At 57.1% G+C, this 17,244-nt stretch carries 15 protein-coding genes and 1 other annotated feature; of the genes, 4 read left to right on the forward strand and 11 right to left on the reverse strand.

Translation table 11 applies throughout. The annotated features are described in order from the left end of the window. Positions 1-143: 143 nt before the first annotated feature. Complete coding sequence (dnaJ, locus tag OXR61_RS23170) at positions 144-1,280, reverse strand: molecular chaperone DnaJ (RefSeq protein WP_021508663.1); 1,137 nt, start codon at positions 1,278-1,280, stop codon at positions 144-146. Between the two features lie 103 nt (positions 1,281-1,383). Further along, entirely contained in the window at positions 1,384-3,294 is a 1,911-nt protein-coding gene (dnaK, locus tag OXR61_RS23175; protein ID WP_021508662.1) for a molecular chaperone DnaK, read from the reverse strand. A 297-nt stretch (positions 3,295-3,591) separates the two neighbouring features. Between dnaK and satP the strand changes: the two genes are divergently transcribed. Then, complete coding sequence (satP, locus tag OXR61_RS23180; RefSeq protein WP_021508661.1) at positions 3,592-4,152, forward strand: acetate uptake transporter; 561 nt, start codon at positions 3,592-3,594, stop codon at positions 4,150-4,152. A gap of 42 nt (positions 4,153-4,194) precedes the next feature. Here the strand turns inward: satP and OXR61_RS23185 are convergent, their stop codons facing one another. From OXR61_RS23185 to tal, 3 genes are all read right to left on the reverse strand, one after another. Then, on the reverse strand, positions 4,195-5,505 hold the full coding sequence (locus tag OXR61_RS23185; RefSeq protein WP_021508660.1) for an MFS transporter: 1,311 nt from the start codon (positions 5,503-5,505) through the stop codon (positions 4,195-4,197). A gap of 113 nt (positions 5,506-5,618) precedes the next feature. Beyond that, positions 5,619-6,206: a molybdopterin adenylyltransferase gene (mog, locus tag OXR61_RS23190; RefSeq protein ID WP_021508659.1), complete on the reverse strand. Its 588-nt coding sequence runs from the start codon at positions 6,204-6,206 to the stop codon at positions 5,619-5,621. 124 nt (positions 6,207-6,330) lie between these two features. Continuing rightward, the gene (gene tal, locus OXR61_RS23195; protein ID WP_021508658.1) at positions 6,331-7,284 is read right to left on the reverse strand and encodes a transaldolase; all 954 of its coding nucleotides are present in this window, start codon (positions 7,282-7,284) and stop codon (positions 6,331-6,333) included. A gap of 212 nt (positions 7,285-7,496) precedes the next feature. Here tal and yaaA point away from each other — a divergent pair, with 212 nt between their 5' ends. After that, on the forward strand, positions 7,497-8,270 hold the full coding sequence (gene yaaA, locus OXR61_RS23200; RefSeq protein ID WP_021508657.1) for a peroxide stress protein YaaA: 774 nt from the start codon (positions 7,497-7,499) through the stop codon (positions 8,268-8,270). Between the two features lie 119 nt (positions 8,271-8,389). Here the strand turns inward: yaaA and thrC are convergent, their stop codons facing one another. The 5 genes from thrC to OXR61_RS23225 all read right to left on the reverse strand — a co-directional run bounded on the left by thrC (position 8,390) and on the right by OXR61_RS23225 (position 14,119). Continuing rightward, on the reverse strand, positions 8,390-9,673 hold the full coding sequence (thrC, locus tag OXR61_RS23205; RefSeq protein ID WP_021508656.1) for a threonine synthase: 1,284 nt from the start codon (positions 9,671-9,673) through the stop codon (positions 8,390-8,392). Between the two features lie 3 nt (positions 9,674-9,676). Then, positions 9,677-10,606, reverse strand: coding sequence for a homoserine kinase (gene thrB / locus OXR61_RS23210; protein ID WP_031279903.1), 930 nt, complete (start codon positions 10,604-10,606; stop codon positions 9,677-9,679). A gap of 2 nt (positions 10,607-10,608) precedes the next feature. After that, the gene (thrA, locus tag OXR61_RS23215; protein ID WP_021508654.1) at positions 10,609-13,071 is read right to left on the reverse strand and encodes a bifunctional aspartate kinase/homoserine dehydrogenase I; all 2,463 of its coding nucleotides are present in this window, start codon (positions 13,069-13,071) and stop codon (positions 10,609-10,611) included. A 26-nt stretch (positions 13,072-13,097) separates the two neighbouring features. Further along, positions 13,098-13,221 (reverse strand) — a sequence feature (Thr leader region). Next, entirely contained in the window at positions 13,157-13,228 is a 72-nt protein-coding gene (thrL, locus tag OXR61_RS23220; RefSeq protein WP_128601299.1) for a thr operon leader peptide, read from the reverse strand. (Overlaps the previous feature by 65 nt.) Before the next feature lie 171 nt (positions 13,229-13,399). Further along, a complete protein-coding gene (locus OXR61_RS23225) occupies positions 13,400-14,119 on the reverse strand; it encodes a tRNA/rRNA methyltransferase (RefSeq protein ID WP_031279901.1) in 720 nt (239 codons plus the stop codon). A 609-nt stretch (positions 14,120-14,728) separates the two neighbouring features. On the opposite strand from OXR61_RS23225, the gene arcA reads away from it, so the two are divergent. Next, positions 14,729-15,445, forward strand: coding sequence for a two-component system response regulator ArcA (gene arcA / locus OXR61_RS23230; RefSeq protein ID WP_021508652.1), 717 nt, complete (start codon positions 14,729-14,731; stop codon positions 15,443-15,445). A gap of 50 nt (positions 15,446-15,495) precedes the next feature. On the opposite strand, the gene creA is transcribed toward arcA, so the two are convergent. Next, the gene (gene creA / locus OXR61_RS23235; RefSeq protein ID WP_022548913.1) at positions 15,496-15,969 is read right to left on the reverse strand and encodes a protein CreA; all 474 of its coding nucleotides are present in this window, start codon (positions 15,967-15,969) and stop codon (positions 15,496-15,498) included. Positions 15,970-16,162: 193 nt separating this feature from the next. Between creA and robA the strand changes: the two genes are divergently transcribed. After that, complete coding sequence (gene robA, locus OXR61_RS23240; protein WP_021508651.1) at positions 16,163-17,038, forward strand: MDR efflux pump AcrAB transcriptional activator RobA; 876 nt, start codon at positions 16,163-16,165, stop codon at positions 17,036-17,038. Positions 17,039-17,244 lie beyond the last annotated feature (206 nt).

The following is a 17,244-nucleotide window of genomic DNA, read 5'->3' on the forward strand; positions in this document are numbered from 1 at the left end:
AGCGTGTCAGCGTATTTTTGAAAGGTAACGGCTGTCAGGGATGTGAATGACGAAAAACAATCCCGTTGAATATCTGCCTGGCAGAACTGCGCATAAAAAAAGCGGAGAGTTGCCTCTCCGCTTGTTACTGTCTGCGCACCCGATTAGCGGGTCAGATCGTCAAAGAACTTCTTTACGCCGTCGAAGAAGCTTTTCGAACGCGGGCTGTTTTTCTCGCCGGTGGGTCCGCCGAAGCTCTCTTCCAGCTCGCGCAGCAGGGCTTTTTGCTTGTCGTTGAGGCTGACCGGGGTTTCCACCACCACGCGACACAGCAGATCGCCGACCGCACCGCCGCGCACCGACTTCACGCCTTTGCCGCGCATGCGGAACAGCTTGCCGGTCTGGGTTTCTGCCGGCACTTTCAGCTTCACGCGACCGTCAAGCGTCGGCACTTCAATCTCACCGCCCAGCGCTGCCATGGCAAAGTTGATCGGCACTTCGCAGTACAGGTTGTTATCTTCACGCTCGAAGATCGGGTGTTTCTTCACCGAAACCTGCACGTACAGATCGCCAGCCGGTGCGCCGTGTTCGCCCGCTTCACCTTCTCCGCTGAGGCGGATACGGTCGCCGGTATCGACGCCTGCCGGGATTTTCACCGACAGCGTTTTCTGGCGCTCAACGCGGCCATGGCCGTGACAGGCGTTGCACGGATCTTTAATCACCGAGCCGCGACCGTGACAGGTCGGACAGGCTTGCTGCACGGTAAAGAAGCCCTGACGCATCTGTACCTGGCCCGCACCGTGACAGGTCGGACAGGTCTGAGGCTGGGTGCCCGCTTTGGCACCGCTGCCGTGGCAGACATCACACTCTTCCAGCGTAGGAATGCGGATCTCTTTGGTCACGCCGCGTACCGCTTCTTCCAGCGTCAGTTCCATGTTGTAGCGTAAATCGGCGCCGCGTGAGGCGCGCTGACGGCGACCACCACCAAAGATATCGCCGAACACGTCGCCAAAGATATCGCTGAAGTCGGCACCGCCGCCACCAAAGCCGCCGCCGAAGCCGCCACCACCGCCCTGCTCAAACGCCGCATGACCGTACTGATCGTAAGCTGCACGCTTCTGCGCATCGGTGAGGATCTCGTAGGCTTCCTTGACCTCTTTGAATTTCGTCTCGGCCTCTTTATCGCCCGGATTACGGTCCGGGTGATACTTCATCGCCAGGCGCTTATAGGCCTTTTTGATTTCGCGCTCATCGGCGGATTTTGAGACGCCTAAGATCTCGTAAAAATCACTCTTAGCCATTTTTCTCTGCCCTTAACATGATCGCACGGGCGTGGAGAGATCTCCGACGCCCGTGCTGGTTTCAACGGCTGTCAGGCCAGCCGTCGCGCCCGGTCAGGGGCAATTATTTTTTATCTTTCACTTCTTCGAATTCAGCGTCGACAACGTCGTCATCTTTCTTCGCCGAAGCGTCGCCGGCATCCGCTGCGCCGGCCTGAGCCTGTTGCTGCGCCAGTTCCATCAGCTTGCTGGACACTTCCATCAGCGCCTGCATTTTGGCTTCGATTTCTGCTTTATCTTCGCCTTTCAGCGCGGTGTTCAGCTCGTTCAGGGCAGACTCGATCGGTGCTTTGTCTTCCGCTGACAGTTTGTCACCGGCTTCATCCAGCTGCTTACGCGTGCTGTGCGCAATCTGGTCACCCTGGTTGCGCGTCTGCACCAGCTCTTCGAATTTACGGTCTGACTCGGCGTTAGCTTCCGCGTCACGAACCATTTTTTCGATCTCTTCCTCGTTCAGGCCAGAAGAAGCTTTGATGGTGATCTTCTGCTCTTTACCGCTGTTTTTGTCCTTCGCAGACACGTGCAGAATACCGTCAGCATCGATGTCGAAGGTCACTTCGATCTGTGGCATACCGCGCGGCGCAGGCTGAATACCGTCGAGGTTGAACTGGCCCAGCGATTTGTTATCCGCTGAACGCTTACGCTCACCCTGCAGCACGTGAATGGTCACGGCAGACTGGTTGTCTTCAGCAGTCGAGAACACCTGGCTGTGCTTGGTTGGGATCGTGGTGTTCTTGCTGATCAGCGACGTCATCACGCCACCCATGGTTTCGATACCCAGCGACAGCGGGGTCACGTCCAGCAGCAGAACGTCTTTTACTTCACCAGCCAGCACGCCGCCCTGTACCGCAGCACCCACAGCGACCGCTTCGTCCGGGTTCACGTCTTTACGTGGCTCTTTACCGAAGAACTCCGCCACTTTCGCCTGCACCATTGGCATACGCGTCTGACCACCGACCAGGATCACGTCGTTGATGTCAGAAACCGACAGGCCAGCGTCGTTCAGCGCCACTTTCAGCGGCTCAATCGAACGGGTAACCAGATCTTCCACCAGTGATTCCAGCTTCGCGCGGGTCACTTTAATGTTCAGGTGCTTAGGACCAGTCGCATCCGCCGTGATGTACGGCAGGTTAACGTCGGTCTGCTGCGCAGAAGAGAGCTCAATTTTCGCTTTCTCTGCGGCTTCTTTCAGGCGCTGCATCGCCAGCGGATCGTTGTGCAGATCGATGCCCTGATCTTTCTTGAATTCGGCAACCAGGTAGTTGATCAGACGGCTGTCGAAGTCTTCACCACCCAGGTGGGTATCACCGTTGGTCGCCAGTACTTCAAAGGTTTTCTCGCCGTCGACTTCGTCGATCTCAATGATAGAGATATCGAAGGTACCGCCACCCAGGTCATATACCGCGATGGTGCGGTTGCCCTGGCCTTTATCCAGGCCGTAAGCCAGTGCCGCTGCGGTCGGTTCGTTGATGATACGTTTTACGTCCAGACCCGCGATACGGCCGGCGTCTTTGGTCGCCTGACGCTGTGCATCGTTGAAGTAGGCTGGTACGGTGATAACCGCTTCGGTTACCGGCTCACCGAGGAAATCTTCCGCGGTTTTCTTCATTTTTTTCAGCACTTCTGCAGAGATCTGCGGCGGTGCCATTTTCTGGCCTTTCACGTCCAGCCATGCGTCACCGTTGTCAGAACCGATGATTTTGTACGGCATGATTTTGATATCACGCTGCACTTCTTCGTCCTGGAAACGACGGCCGATCAGGCGCTTGATTGCAAACAGGGTGTTCTGCGGGTTGGTCACCGCCTGACGTTTAGCCGGTTGACCGACCAGAGTTTCGCCATCCCCGGTATATGCAATGATTGACGGTGTGGTGCGATCGCCTTCGGCGTTTTCAAGCACGCGTGCTTTGCCACCGTCCATAATCGCCACACATGAGTTGGTTGTACCCAGGTCAATACCAATAATCTTACCCATCTAAACGTCTCCCACTTAAATTCTTTGCCAAATTGGGTTGTGAAGCAGAGATGCGGTCACGCTGACCACTTTCAACTGCTGCGGCAGATTTTTTTGCTGCCTCACAATGCTTGATGACAACTAAATGGGGCCGCTTCGAAGCGCATCAAGGGTTAAAACTAAAAAAAATTTAGATTCTCTTACCGCGTGAGATCAAAGTGCGGCAAAAGCCACCTGATTATGATGCAGCGCCCCGCGCCCCACCGCTGTTGGCGCGGGCGTTAAACCAATAAACAATAACGCTGCTGCTGAGGAATTATGGGCAACACCACGCTGGCGAATCCCGCCCCGCTGGGCCTGATGGGTTTTGGTATGACCACCATCCTGCTCAACTTACACAACACCGGTCTGTTTGAAATGGATGTGATTATCCTGGCGATGGGCCTCTTTTATGGCGGCATCGCGCAAATCCTTGCCGGGCTGCTGGAGTATAAAAAAGGCAACACCTTCGGCCTGACCGCCTTTACCTCCTACGGCAGCTTCTGGCTGACGCTGGTGGCGATTCTGCTGCTGCCGAAAATGGGACTGGCCGCGACCGCCGATGGCCATTTCCTCGGCGCTTATCTGGCGCTGTGGGGCCTCTTCACGCTGTTTCTGTTCTTTGGCACGCTGCGGGCCGCAAAAGTGCTGCAGTTTGTGTTTGCCAGCCTGACGCTGCTGTTTGCGCTGCTGGCTATCGGTCATCTGCTGGATCACGCGGCGCTGCTGCGCATCGCCGGCTGGGTGGGCATCGTCTGTGGTGCCAGCGCCTTTTATCTGGCGATGGGCGAAGTGCTGAACGAGAAGTTTGAGCGCAGCGTGTTGCCGATTGGCGAGTAATCAACGGCGCGCGGAGCCGTCATGCCGCTCCGCGCGCTGCCATTACGATGAATGCAGCGAAACATCCAGCTGCGCATTAGCCTGGCGGCTGTCATGCCATAACCACAGCGCCACCAGCATGCCGATCAGCGCCAGCGCCAGCACGTACCAGGCCGGCGCCATCGGCGTCAGCGACATCATCAGCGTCACGCTGATCGGCGTCAGACCGCCAAAGATGGCATACGACACGTTGTAAGAGAAGGAAATGCCGGTGAAGCGCACCGCCGCCGGAAACGCCCGCACCATAACAAACGGCACCACGCCGACCACGCCCACGCTCAGTCCCGCCAGACCGTACCAGATGAACAACATCGGCGGCGTGCCGCCAAGCTGCTGGAAAAAGCTCCAGCTGCACAGCGCCAGCAGCAACGAACCAATCAGTAAGGTACGCGCCGCACCGTAGCGATCGACAATCCAGCCCGCCAGCACGCAGCCGATCAGCAGCATTACGGTCGCGAAACTGTTGGCCTGCAGACTGAGCGCCGCCGGCACGCCATACTGCTTCTGCATCAGCGTCGGCGCCATCAGAATCACCACCACAATACAGGCTGATAATAGCCAGGTAAGCAGCATCGACACCGCAATGCCGCGCTTATGGCTGGCGAGAATGGTCTGTAGCGGCAGCTTTTCCGCCAGCGCTTTGCGCTGCTGCATCTGACGAAATACCGGGGTTTCATGCAGCCAGCGACGCAGATACATCGCCAGCAGGCCAAACAGGCCGCCGAGGAAGAAAGGAATGCGCCAGCCGTGATCGCGTATCGCCGCCGGCGAGAGCGAAGCATTCAGCACCGTCGCCACCAGCGAACCGAGCAGAATGCCGGCGGTTAAGCCTGCAGTCAGCGTGCCGCAGGCAAAACCGATGCGCTTCTCTGGCACATGCTCCGCAACAAACACCCACGCGCCCGGCACCTCGCCGCCAATGGCCGCGCCCTGCAGCACGCGCATCAGCAACATCAGTAACGGTGCGGCAATGCCAATGCTGGCGTAGGTGGGCAGCGCGCCCATCGCCAGCGTCGGCAGCGCCATCAGCAGAATACTCAGGCTGAACATCTTCTTACGCCCGACTTTGTCGCCAAAGTGCGCCATGATGATGCCGCCCAGCGGGCGCGCCAGATAACCGGCGGCGAAGATGGCAAACGTCTGCACCTGACGCAGCCATTCCGGGATGTCTGGCGGAAAGAACAGCTCGCCAATCACCGCAGCGAAGAAGACGAAGATGATAAAATCGTAGAATTCCAGCGCCCCGCCCAGGGCAGCCAGCGCCAGGGTTTTGTAGTCCTGGCGGTTGAGTTGACGCGTTGTCAGCGAATCCATAAGAGTGCGGTATCCAGAGGCCATGTCAGTATAGTTGTAAAGCTTCGGTTACTATACCGTCAATATTTTGCCACACCAGTCACTCTGCATTTTATGCCTGAAAACGGCAATTTTCAGACGTTTGTCTCACGCCGTGCGCTTTTCGGGCGAAAAGCTGCTACCACCTCCGGGTGGGTTTCGACGTAAGGCCCTTCCAGCAGCTGTAAACAATAGGGTACAGCCGCGAAAATCCCTGGCACTTTCACCGTGCCGTCATCCGCTTTCAACCCTTCCAGCGTCTCTTTAATCGATTTTGGCTGTCCTGGCAGATTGAGGATCAGCGACTGCTTGCGGATCACGCCCACCTGGCGTGACAGAATCGCGGTCGGCACAAACTGCAGGCTGATCTGCCGCATCTGCTCGCCAAAGCCGGGCATCTCCCGGTCGGCTACCGCCAGAGTCGCATCCGGCGTGACGTCGCGCCGGGCCGGACCGGTACCGCCGGTGGTCAGCACCAGGTGGCAAAAACGTTCGTCGACCAGCTCGCAAATCGCCTGCTCAATCATCGGCTGTTCATCCGGAACCAGGCGGGTATCAATCTCAAACGGCGTTGCCAGCGCAGCGCTAAGCCAGCTTTCCAGCGCCGGAATGCCCTGATCCTGATAGATGCCGTTAGCGGCCCGATCGGACACGGAAATTAAGCCAATACGTAAAGTATCCATAGAGTTATCGCTGTGTTGACCGCGGGGCGGTGAGAAAAAGGGGAATGGCAGAAAGGATAATACAAAGCATCAGCGAGGGAAACGCGAAAACCGTGGCGACCGGCAGCCGCCACGGCACATCACCTTACAGCAGTTCGGCGATCATCTTCTCAAGTTTGCCCTGGTCGATGGCAAAGTTGCGGATACCTTCGGCCAGTTTGGTCACCGCCATTGGATCCTGGTTGTGCTGCCACAGGAATTCCGCTTCGGTCATTTTAGCCGGACGCGCTTTCACTTCGCCGCTGTAGCTCAGTTTACGCTCTACGCTGCCTTCGCTCTCGGCCAGCTCTTTCAGCAGGCCTGGAGAGATAGTCAGGCGGTCGCAACCGGCCAGCTCGATGATTTCGCCGACGTTACGGAAGCTGGCGCCCATCACCACGGTTTCATAGCCGTGCTGCTTGTAGTAGTTGTAGATCTCAGACACGGATACCACGCCTGGATCTTCATGCGCTGCGTACTCTTTCTTGTCGGTGTTCTGCTTGTACCAGTCGAGGATACGGCCAACAAATGGCGAAATCAGGAACACGCCCGCTTCGGCACAGGCACGCGCCTGGGCGAAGGAGAACAGCAGCGTCAGGTTACAGTTGATGCCTTCTTTCTCCAGCTGCTCCGCCGCGCGGATGCCCTGCCAGGTAGAAGCCAGTTTGATCAGGATACGATCGTTGCTGATGCCAGCATCGTTATACAGTTTGATCAGGCTACGCGCTTTCGCGATGCTCGCGTCGGTGTCGTATGAGAGGCGCGCATCCACTTCAGTAGAGATACGTCCCGGGATCAGTTTGAGAATTTCCAGACCAATGTTGACGGCCAGCTTGTCAGAAACCAGCGCCAGCTGCTCTTCTTTGTTGCTGCTCTGCTGACGTGCCCAGCTAATGGCTTCGTCAATCAGTTTGCGGTATTCAGGGATTTGCGCAGCGTTGAGGATCAAAGAAGGGTTAGTGGTGGCATCCTGCGGTTGGTAGAGTTTCATTGCCGCGATATCACCGGTGTCGGCGACCACAGTAGTCAGCTGACGCAAGGAAGTAAGTTTGTCCGTCATGGTTCTCTTTTCTCTTAAGTTGACTGTCAGGGTGTAAAAGGCTGTTGCGATAATATCACGCAGGCTAAGCGGCGCAACATCGCCGCGTGCCCTTTACGATAGCGCTAACAAATGGGAGCGATTTGCCGATCCGTGCAGCTTTTTTGCTACACTCGTCGCGACATTTTTCCCATCCATCCCCTGAAAACAGCGGGTCAACGAGGACAGACACAATGCTGATGGTTATCTCGCCAGCCAAGACACTGGATTATGAAAGCCCGCTGGCAACGTCACGGTTTACCCAACCGGCGCTGTTAGAAAAATCACAGCAGCTGATTGACGTGGCGCGCGATCTTTCCCCGGCGCAAATCGCTTCGCTGATGGGCATCAGCGACAAACTGGCGCACCTCAACGCCGACCGTTTCAGCCAGTGGCAGCCGCCCTTCTCACCCGATAATGCGCGGCAGGCAATTCTGGCCTTCAAAGGTGATGTTTATACCGGTTTGCAGGCTGAGACCTTCAGCGAGGCGGACTTTGATTTTGCCCAAAAACACCTGCGTATGCTTTCAGGGCTGTATGGCCTGCTGCGCCCGCTGGATTTGATGCAGCCGTACCGCTTAGAGATGGGCATCAAACTGGCGAATCCGGCCGGCAAAGATCTCTACAGCTTCTGGGGCGATCTGCTGACGCAAAAGCTCAACGATGCGCTAGCGGAACAGGGCGATGACGTGCTGATCAACCTGGCGTCGGATGAGTATTTCAAAGCCATCAAGCCGAAGCAGCTGAATGCCGAACTGGTGAAGCCGGTGTTCCTCGATGAGAAAAACGGTAAGTTCAAGGTGATCAGTTTCTACGCCAAGAAGGCGCGTGGCCTGATGAGCCGTTACGTGATTGAGAAGCGCCTGACGAAACCGGCACAGCTGAAGAAGTTTGATGTTGACGGTTATTTCTTTGATGCGGCGGAGAGTAAGGGTAACGAGCTGGTATTTAAGCGCCGCGAGCAATAACGCCAGCTTCACCTGAATCGTAGCGGCGCAAATTAATGCGCGTCTGTTAAAAACCCGCGCGTTAAATCGCGCCGCGATAAAAATGCATAACGGGCCGATGTTACCGGCCCGTTGGGTATTTACTTCAGCAAAAACGCCCGCAGCGCGGCGAAATCCGCCTTCATGGCATGCGACAGCAGCGGCAAATCGGCGCGCGCGGCCAGCGCTTCCGGCAGCGGCAGCGGCTGGCCGAGAATCTCTTCCACGCTCTCCTTAAACTTCGCCGGATGCGCGGTGCCGAGGAACAGGCCAAACTCCCCTTCCTGCAGCTGATCGCGCAGCAGACGATAGGCAATCGCCGCGTGCGGTTCTGACAGGTAACCCAGCTCTGCCAGCTCGCGCATGGTGGCTTTGGTGGTCTCATCCGACACCGCGCCGTAGGCCAGATCGGTCAGGCGCCAGGTTTTGCGGCGGAACAGCTCTTCCACACGCGGCCAGTTGTTAGGCTGGCTGACATCCATCGCGTTCGACAGCGTTGCCACGGTCGCGTTCGGCTGCCACTGACCGTCGGCAAGGAAGCGCGGCACGGTATCGTTGGCGTTGGTCGCGGCGATAAAGCGCTTGATCGGCAGACCGAGCGATTTCGCCAGCAGACCGGCCGTGAGATCGCCAAAGTTACCGCTTGGCACCGACACCACCAGCTGATTACGTTTCTCCTGCGGCAGTTGCGCGACCGCCTCGAAGTAATAGCAAATCTGTGCCAGCAGACGGCTGATATTGATGGAGTTAGCCGAGTTCAGGCCGATGGCTTTCTTCAGCTCTTCGTCATCAAACGCCTGCTTAACCAGCGCCTGGCAGGCATCGAAGTCGCCATCGATCGCGATGGTTTCAATGTTGCCGCCCAGCGTACAGAACAGCTTCTCCTGCAGCGGACTGATTTTGCCCTGCGGATACAGGATGACCACGCGCACGTTTTCCATGCCGTAGAACGCGTGCGCTACCGCTGCGCCGGTATCGCCGGAGGTCGCGGTCAGAATGGTGATCTGCTCATCCGCGCCAGACACGTACGACAGCATCTGCGCCATAAAGCGCCCGCCGAAATCTTTAAACGCCAGTGTCGGACCGTGGAACAGTTCGAGACAGGCCACATCGTCGCTCACCTGGCTCACCGGTGCCGGGAAGGCAAAGGCGTTTTTCACGCGCTCGGCCAGCTGGTGCGCGGCAATTTCATCGCCGATGTAAGCAGAGAGAATCTTGCTGCTGCGGCTGACGAAATCCATCTCCAGCATCGCATCAATGTCGGTCAGCTCAAATTCCGGCAGTTCCAGCGGGAAAAACAGCCCCTGCTGCGAGCCGAGGCCCTGTTTCACGGCCTGCGCGAAGCTAACCTGCTCGTTATGATCCTTAAGGTTGTAGAGTTTCATGCGTTATCCCAGTTTACGTGCGCCAGCCGTATCAAGACGGCAGATATGGACGAAGCCTTCCTCATTCTGCAGATAGTGCTGGCTCAGCCAGTCCGCCATCCGCTGTGCCGTTGCCATCTCGTTGCAAACGGCGAAAAGTGTCGGGCCAGAGCCCGAAATACCGCAGGCCAGCGCGCCAATGTCGCTGGCCGCCTGCCGCGCCTCAGCAAAGCCCGGCAGCAGTTTGGTGCGATACGGCTCGGCGATCACATCCTGCATCAGTTTAGCCGCCAGCAGCGGCTGACGGGTGTGGCAGGCGTGAATAAAGCCGGCCAGCAGACGACCATGTTTGATGGCATCCTGCTTGCGATACTGCGCCGGCAGGATGGCGCGTGCTTCCGCCGTGGAGACTTTGATGCCCGGATAAGCCATTACCCATAGCCAGTCATCAAAGCACGGCACCTCCTGGCTGATGATCCCGTTCTCTTCAATCATCAGCTGTACGCCGCCGAGGAAGCACGGCGCGACGTTGTCATAGTGCACGCTGCCGGAGATGCGCCCTTCCAGCTCGCCCATCAGCGCCAGCAGCTCGGTGTCGTTAAGCGGCTGGCCGCAGAACTCATTCATCGCCATCAGGCCGGCCACCACCGAGCAGGCGCTGGAACCGAGGCCTGAACCAATCGGCATGTTTTTCTCCAGCGTCATCGCCACCGGAACGTCTTTACCAATCGCCTGGCAGAAACGCTGCCAGCACTGGTAAACGATGTTGTCCTGCGGATCGGCGGGCAGTTTACTGACAAAGCGCCCTTTATTCTGCAGGCTAAACTGGTCTGCCGCTTCGACCGACACGCAGTCGCCCAGCAGCGAGCCATCCACCGGCGAAACCGCCGCGCCCAGCACATCAAAGCCGACGCTGACGTTACCTATCGAGGCCGGTGCATAAATTTTTACCATCATTAAACTCCCAACTTCCACGTCAGCGTGCGCAGCAAATCGGCAAACACACCCGCCGCGGTGACATCATTCCCCGCGCCATATCCGCGCAGAACCAGCGGGATCGGCTGATAATAGCGGCTGTAAAACGCCAGGGCGTTCTCGCCGTTCTTCACTTTGTACAGCGGATCGTTGCCGTCCACCGCATCGATTTTAACTTTGCAGGCGCCGCCCTCTTCAATCGCGCCGACGAAGCGTAACACTTTACCCTCATCACGCGCTTTGGCAACGCGCGCGGCAAAGGCGTTGTCCAGCTCCGGCAGCCGCGCCATAAACTGATCGACGTCGGCGATGTCCGTCAGGCTGGCGGGCAGCAGCGGTTCGATATCGATGTCGCTCAGCTCCAGCTGGTGACCCGCTTCACGCGCCAGAATCAGCAGCTTACGCGCCACGTCAGTACCGGACAGGTCGTCACGCGGATCCGGCTCGGTAAAGCCCAGCTCGCGCGCCATGCGGGTAGCTTCGGACAGCGTCACGCCCTCATCCAGCTTGCCAAAGATAAACGACAGCGAGCCCGACAGAATGCCGGAGAATTTGATCAGCTCATCGCCGGCGTTCAGCAGGTTCTGCAGGTTTTCAATCACCGGCAGACCGGCACCGACGTTGGTGTCGTAAAGGAACTTACGGCGCGATTTCGCCGCCGCCGCACGCATCTGCTGGTAGTAATTCCACGACGAGGTATTGGCCTTTTTATTCGGCGTGACCACGTGGAAACCTTCGGCGAGGAAGTCTGCGTACTGATCGGCCACCGCCTGGCTGGAGGTACAGTCGACGATCACCGGGTTGAGCAGATGGTACTCTTTCACCAGACGAATCAGCCGGCCGAGGTTAAACGGCTCTTTGGCTTCCGCCAGCGCCGCCTTCCAGTTGCTGAGGTCGATGCCGTGCACGTTGGTCAGCAGCGCATGCGAATTGGCGATGCCGCACACGCGCAGATCGATATGCTTGCCCTTCAGCCACGCCTGCTGACGGTGCAGCTGCTCAAGCAGCGCGCCGCCGACGCCGCCGACGCCCACCACAAACACTTCGATCACCTGATCGGTGGCGAACAGCATCTGATGCACCACGCGCACGCCGGTGGTGACGTCATCGTTGCTGACCACGACCGAGATGGAGCGCTCAGAGGAGCCCTGCGCAATCGCCACGATATTGATGTTGGCGCGTGCCAGCGCCGAGAAGAATTTAGCGGAGATGCCGCGCAGCGTGCGCATGCCGTCGCCCACCACCGAAATCACCGCCAGCTGCTCCAGCACGTCGAGCGGATCGAGCAGGCCATCTTTCAGTTCGAGGTAGAATTCCTCTTCCAGTACGCGACGTGCGCGCGCCTGCTCGCTCTGCGGCACGCAGAAGCTGATGCTGTATTCGGAGGAGGATTGAGTAATCAGCACCACGGAAATGCCGGTGCGCGACATCGCGGCAAACACGCGCGCCGCCATGCCCACCATCCCTTTCATGCCCGGACCGGAGACGTTAAACATCGCCATGTTATTCAGATTGGTGATGCCTTTTACCGGGTTCTCATCCACTTCGCCTTCGCCGCCAATCAGAGTGCCCGGCGCCTGAGGATTGGCGGTATTTTTGATTAAGCACGGAATCTGGAACTGAGCAATCGGCGCGATGGTGCGCGGGTGCAGCACTTTGGCACCAAAGTAGGAGAGCTCCATCGCCTCCTGATAGGACATCGACTTCAGCAGACGCGCATCCGGTACCTGACGCGGATCGCAGGTGTAAACGCCATCGACATCGGTCCAGATTTCACAGCAGTCCGCGCGCAGACACGCCGCCAGCACGGCCGCCGAGTAGTCGGAGCCATTACGCCCCAGCACCACCAGCTCGCCCTTCTCATTGCCGGCGGTGAAGCCCGCCATCAGGATCATGTGGTCGGTCGGGATCTGGCTGGCCGCGATACGCCGGGTGGATTCGGCGATATCCACGGTCGATTCAAGATAGTGGCCCACCGCCAGCAGTTTTTCGACCGGATCGATCACCGTCACTTTGTGGCCGCGCGCCTGCAGCAGCGCTTCCATGATGGCAATCGACAGCTTCTCACCGCGACAGATAATGGCGGCGTTGACGGCATCCGGGCACTGGCCCAGCAGGCTGATGCCGTGCAGCACCTGTTTCAGCTGCGCAAACTCCAGCTCAACGCGGGTTTTCAGGCCATCGTAATCGAAACCTGGCTGAGCATCGGCCAGCCCCTGCAGCAGTTCGGCAAAAATGCGTTCGGCATCGCTGATATTCGGCAGCGCATCCTGGCCGCTGATGGTTTTCTCAATCATCGCTACCAGATGATTGGTGATTTTCGCTGGCGCAGAGAGCACGGTGGCAACCTGTCCCTGTTGCGCGTTGCTTTCCAGAATATCTGCCACGCGGAGAAAACGTTCCGCATTGGCTACCGAGGTTCCGCCGAATTTCAGCACTCGCATGATTGAAGCTCTCCTGAATTTTTGCCGAAAAAAAAGCCCGCACTGTTGAGGTGCGGGCTTCTTTCTTTTGTTTTTCCTGTATGCGTCAGCCCGCACCGTTACCTGTGGTAATGGTGGTGGTAATAATAATGGTGGTGTTCAGGCTGTGGTTACGCATTGAGATTTTTTCTGTCTGTCTTTGTCTTGTCCGTCTGCCTTCCAGAAGTAAAGCAAAGCGCACGTTAAGTCAACGAATTTGTCTTTGCACCCGAATGGTGCTGCTGCGCAGTGCTGCGCCGCAGACGCCGAAACGGATTGCGATCGTTCAGACAGCGTCACAGACGCCCGATCACTCACTGTCCGGAGCCGGTTTTCCCGAGCAATTATCTATAAGTTTTTTTTCTACGTCGTGCAGCAAACGGTGCAGCATGGCGCTGTCGCGCTGCTCCAGCAGACCGATGCGCTGATCGATCCAGTCCGCCAGCTTGGCATCATTGCTGACTTCCAGCGTCACCAGCAGCTGATGAAAGCGCTGGCGCAGCGCCTGCAGCTGCTGCGCGTTAGCCGCCTCAACCGGCGCGGCCGCTACCTGGTGCAGCGCCGACAGCTGATAGCAGTACACCATCACCGCCTGGCCGAGATTCAGTGAAGGATAGTCCTGCGCCATCGGAATGCCGGTCAGCAGATCGACCTGTTCCAGCTCCTCATTAGTCAGCCCACTGTCTTCACGGCCAAACACCAGCGCGATGCGATTCAGCCACTGACGCTTCTCCTGCAGGATGGTTTCGACCTGCGCCGGCGTGGCGTAATAGCGAAACTTCGCCCGGCTGCGGGCGGTAGTGGCCACGGAAAAATCGACATCCGCCAGCGCGGCGCTCAGCGTGTCATAGGTTTTCACGTGGTCAAGAATCTCACCGGCGCCGTGGGCCACACGCCGCGCGGCCGGATCCTGCCAGGCGTCACTGGCGACAATACGCAACTCGCTAAATCCCATGGTTTTCATGGCGCGGGCAGCCGCGCCGATATTCTCCGGGCGAGCGGGTGAGACAAGGATCAGGGGGAAATGCATGATTTTTCCATCGAACGGTTAATAACCCGACCTATGTTGGCATGCAGGCGACAAAATACCAACCGCACGGGCCTGAGAAAATAAGATGTTAAGGATGTTAAAACAGGGCAAAAATGCCGGGCAGGCGTAATTATGCGTAATAAGCAAAATTTATGCGCTAAAAACATATTAAAACATTATTTTTCATGCAATTGAAAAGTTATTACCTGCAGGTTTTACTTTTGCGCTGATGCAGCTGAAATGTAGCGAAAATGCTGCTTTTTGTGAGCTAAGCTGGCATTCCAGTAGAAGTTTTTCATAAAAGTGTTAACGTGCTACACTTGCATTTGATATAAGTCAACGAAGCGTTGTTTTTATGCTTATCGGTTGTTGTTGGTGCTGTTAGGTTGCTGTTAATACGGTTAGGATAAGCGCCAGTCCGATACCCACGGGGCACGCAAATATTCATCCTGACTGGCTGAGCTAACACTGAAGTTGACGTAGATGGATGGTGTATTCCGAAGATCATTTCGTACACCGGTTGCGAACGGCCCACTGTTCAGTGGAACAGTTATGGCAACCGCCGTACGCCCTGTTTTCGATTTGTTGGCAAATTTTAGGTAGCGAAACATGCAGACCCCGCACATTCTTATCGTTGAAGACGAACTGGTCACGCGTAACACCCTCAAAAGTATTTTTGAGGCCGAAGGTTACGTGGTCTATGAAGCCACCGACGGCGCCGAGATGCATCAGGTTTTGACCGATAACGACGTCAATCTGGTGATTATGGATATCAACCTGCCGGGCAAAAACGGTTTACTACTGGCGCGTGAACTACGCGAACAGGCTAACGTCGCCCTGATGTTCCTCACCGGCCGTGATAACGAAGTGGATAAAATCCTCGGTCTGGAGATCGGTGCCGACGACTACATCACCAAGCCGTTCAATCCGCGTGAGCTGACGATTCGTGCGCGTAATCTGCTGTCGCGTACCATGAATCTGGCGATGCCCAGCGAAGAGCGCCGTCAGGTCGAGAGCTATCGCTTCAACGGCTGGGAACTGGATATTAACAGCCGCTCGCTGATCAGCCCGAACGGCGATCAGTACAAGCTGCCGCGCAGTGAGTTCCGCGCCATGCTGCACTTCTGTGAAAACCCAGGCAAAATCCAGACGCGTGCTGACCTGCTGAAGAAGATGACCGGTCGCGAGCTGAAGCCGCATGACCGCACGGTGGATGTCACCATTCGCCGCATCCGCAAACACTTTGAGTCGACGCCGGATACGCCGGAAATCATCGCCACTATCCACGGCGAAGGCTACCGCTTCTGCGGCGAGCTGCAGGATTAAGCGTCCGTCGCGAAACAAAAAAACGCCCGTCAGGGCGTTTTTTTATCGGCTCAGTGCCACGGCATAATCGGCACCGCGCTCAGCGCATTTTTCGGTGAGCCATCGACCACTTTATCCGAATAGCTCAGGTACACCAGCGCATGACGTTTCTGGTCAAAGAAGCGCACCACCTGCAGCTTTTTAAACACCAGCGAAGTGCGTTTGCGGAACACCACTTCACCCTGCGCCTTGCCCTGCGCGATTTTATCGCTAAGCTCTATCGGTCCCACCTGCTGACAGGAGATGGCCGCGTCGGAAGTATCTTCCGCCAGACCCAGTCCGCCCTTAATACCGCCGGTTTTTGCCCGGCTGATATAACAGGTTACATTTTTAACGTCGGGGTCGTCGAAGGCTTCCACCACGATCTTATGATCGGGGCCAAACATCTTGAATACGGTGTCAACGGAGCCGATCTCCTCGGCCAGCACGCTCTGACTCAACATAAATGTTGCCAGCGTGACTATAAGATTGCGAGCTATTGTCATTGAGTTACCATTGCAAACGGAATAGATGTGAATGTAATGTACTGTTAATCGAACCGAGAACCAAACCTAACGGGTCACAACCCGCATTGATGTAGCACAGTTAACTGGCAAACCACCCCCGCGCCGTTGTGCAATTCGTGCTACTATTCGGTGACTTCATCGTTGCGCCACCAGAGAGTTATGAGGATGTTTTATGGACCAAGCCGGTATCATTCGCGATTTGCTTGTCTGGCTGGAAAGCCATCTGGATCAACCCCTTTCGCTCGATAACGTTGCGCTAAAAGCGGGCTATTCCAAGTGGCACCTGCAGCGAATGTTCAAGGAAGTTACTGGCCACGCCATCGGCGCGTATATCCGCGCCCGCCGGCTGTCCAAGGCCGCCGTCGCGCTGCGTCTCACCAGCCGGCCGATCCTCGACATTGCGCTGCAGTATCGCTTCGATTCGCAGCAAACCTTTACCCGCGCGTTTAAAAAGCAGTTCAATCAGACACCTGCGTGGTATCGCCGCTCGTCGGAGTGGAATTCGTACGGCATTCGCCCGCCGATTCGCCTCGATGATTACCCGATGCCGCAAGCGCAGTTCGTCACGCTGCCGGAAACGGTGCTGGTGGGGCAAACGCAAAGCTATACCTGCACGCTGGAGCAGATCTCCAGCTACCGCGACGAGATGCGCATCCACTTCTGGAAGCAGTTCCTGCTGGAGACCGATACCGTGCCGCCGGTGCTGTACGGCCTGCATCAGGTACGCGCCAGCCATGAGAAGGATGATGAGCAGGAGATTCTGTACACCACGGCGGTGCCGGCCGACCAGCAGGCGCTGAGCATGCAGTCAAACCAGAGCGTGATTCTGGAAGCCGGGGATTATGTGCAGTTCAGCTATCAGGGACCGCGCACTGCGCTGCAGGAGTTTATTCTGCTGCTGTACGGCACCTGTATGCCGACCCTCGGCCTGGTGCGCCGTCAGGGCCAGGATATTGAGCGCTTCTACACGCACGGTGGCAAGAAGCGCAGCGAGCCGCCAATGGAGATTCGCTGCGAATATCTGATTCCGATTCGTCCGCAGCAGTAACGGGCGTTGTCGATGGTCGCCATGAATGGCGACCCTACAGAAAATTCACCGTTTGTCGCCGATGCGGATTGCCCATGCCCTCGTAGAGTGCGCATTCATGCGCACCGATATGCGATCATTTATACGCACCGATTCAACCGCAGCAACAACCCCTACCGTTTGTCGCCGATGCGTATTGCCCGTGCACCCCGTAGGGTGCGCATTCA

This window comes from Pantoea sp. GM_Pan_4 (assembly GCF_026541005.1).
Taxonomy (GTDB): Bacteria; Pseudomonadota; Gammaproteobacteria; order Enterobacterales; family Enterobacteriaceae; genus Pantoea; species Pantoea dispersa.

What these genes read in the sequence shown, in the direction of transcription:
- dnaJ (WP_021508663.1), bottom strand. Translation starts at nt 1,280, where the DNA reads ATGGCTAAGAGTGATTTTTACGAGATCTTAGGCGTCTCAAAATCCGCC.
- dnaK (WP_021508662.1), bottom strand. Translation starts at nt 3,294, where the DNA reads ATGGGTAAGATTATTGGTATTGACCTGGGTACAACCAACTCATGTGTG.
- satP (WP_021508661.1), top strand. Translation starts at nt 3,592, where the DNA reads ATGGGCAACACCACGCTGGCGAATCCCGCCCCGCTGGGCCTGATGGGT.
- OXR61_RS23185 (WP_021508660.1), bottom strand. Translation starts at nt 5,505, where the DNA reads ATGGATTCGCTGACAACGCGTCAACTCAACCGCCAGGACTACAAAACC.
- mog (WP_021508659.1), bottom strand. Translation starts at nt 6,206, where the DNA reads ATGGATACTTTACGTATTGGCTTAATTTCCGTGTCCGATCGGGCCGCT.
- tal (WP_021508658.1), bottom strand. Translation starts at nt 7,284, where the DNA reads ATGACGGACAAACTTACTTCCTTGCGTCAGCTGACTACTGTGGTCGCC.
- yaaA (WP_021508657.1), top strand. Translation starts at nt 7,497, where the DNA reads ATGCTGATGGTTATCTCGCCAGCCAAGACACTGGATTATGAAAGCCCG.
- thrC (WP_021508656.1), bottom strand. Translation starts at nt 9,673, where the DNA reads ATGAAACTCTACAACCTTAAGGATCATAACGAGCAGGTTAGCTTCGCG.
- thrB (WP_031279903.1), bottom strand. Translation starts at nt 10,606, where the DNA reads ATGGTAAAAATTTATGCACCGGCCTCGATAGGTAACGTCAGCGTCGGC.
- thrA (WP_021508654.1), bottom strand. Translation starts at nt 13,071, where the DNA reads ATGCGAGTGCTGAAATTCGGCGGAACCTCGGTAGCCAATGCGGAACGT.
- OXR61_RS23225 (WP_031279901.1), bottom strand. Translation starts at nt 14,119, where the DNA reads ATGCATTTCCCCCTGATCCTTGTCTCACCCGCTCGCCCGGAGAATATC.
- arcA (WP_021508652.1), top strand. Translation starts at nt 14,729, where the DNA reads ATGCAGACCCCGCACATTCTTATCGTTGAAGACGAACTGGTCACGCGT.
- creA (WP_022548913.1), bottom strand. Translation starts at nt 15,969, where the DNA reads ATGACAATAGCTCGCAATCTTATAGTCACGCTGGCAACATTTATGTTG.
- robA (WP_021508651.1), top strand. Translation starts at nt 16,163, where the DNA reads ATGGACCAAGCCGGTATCATTCGCGATTTGCTTGTCTGGCTGGAAAGC.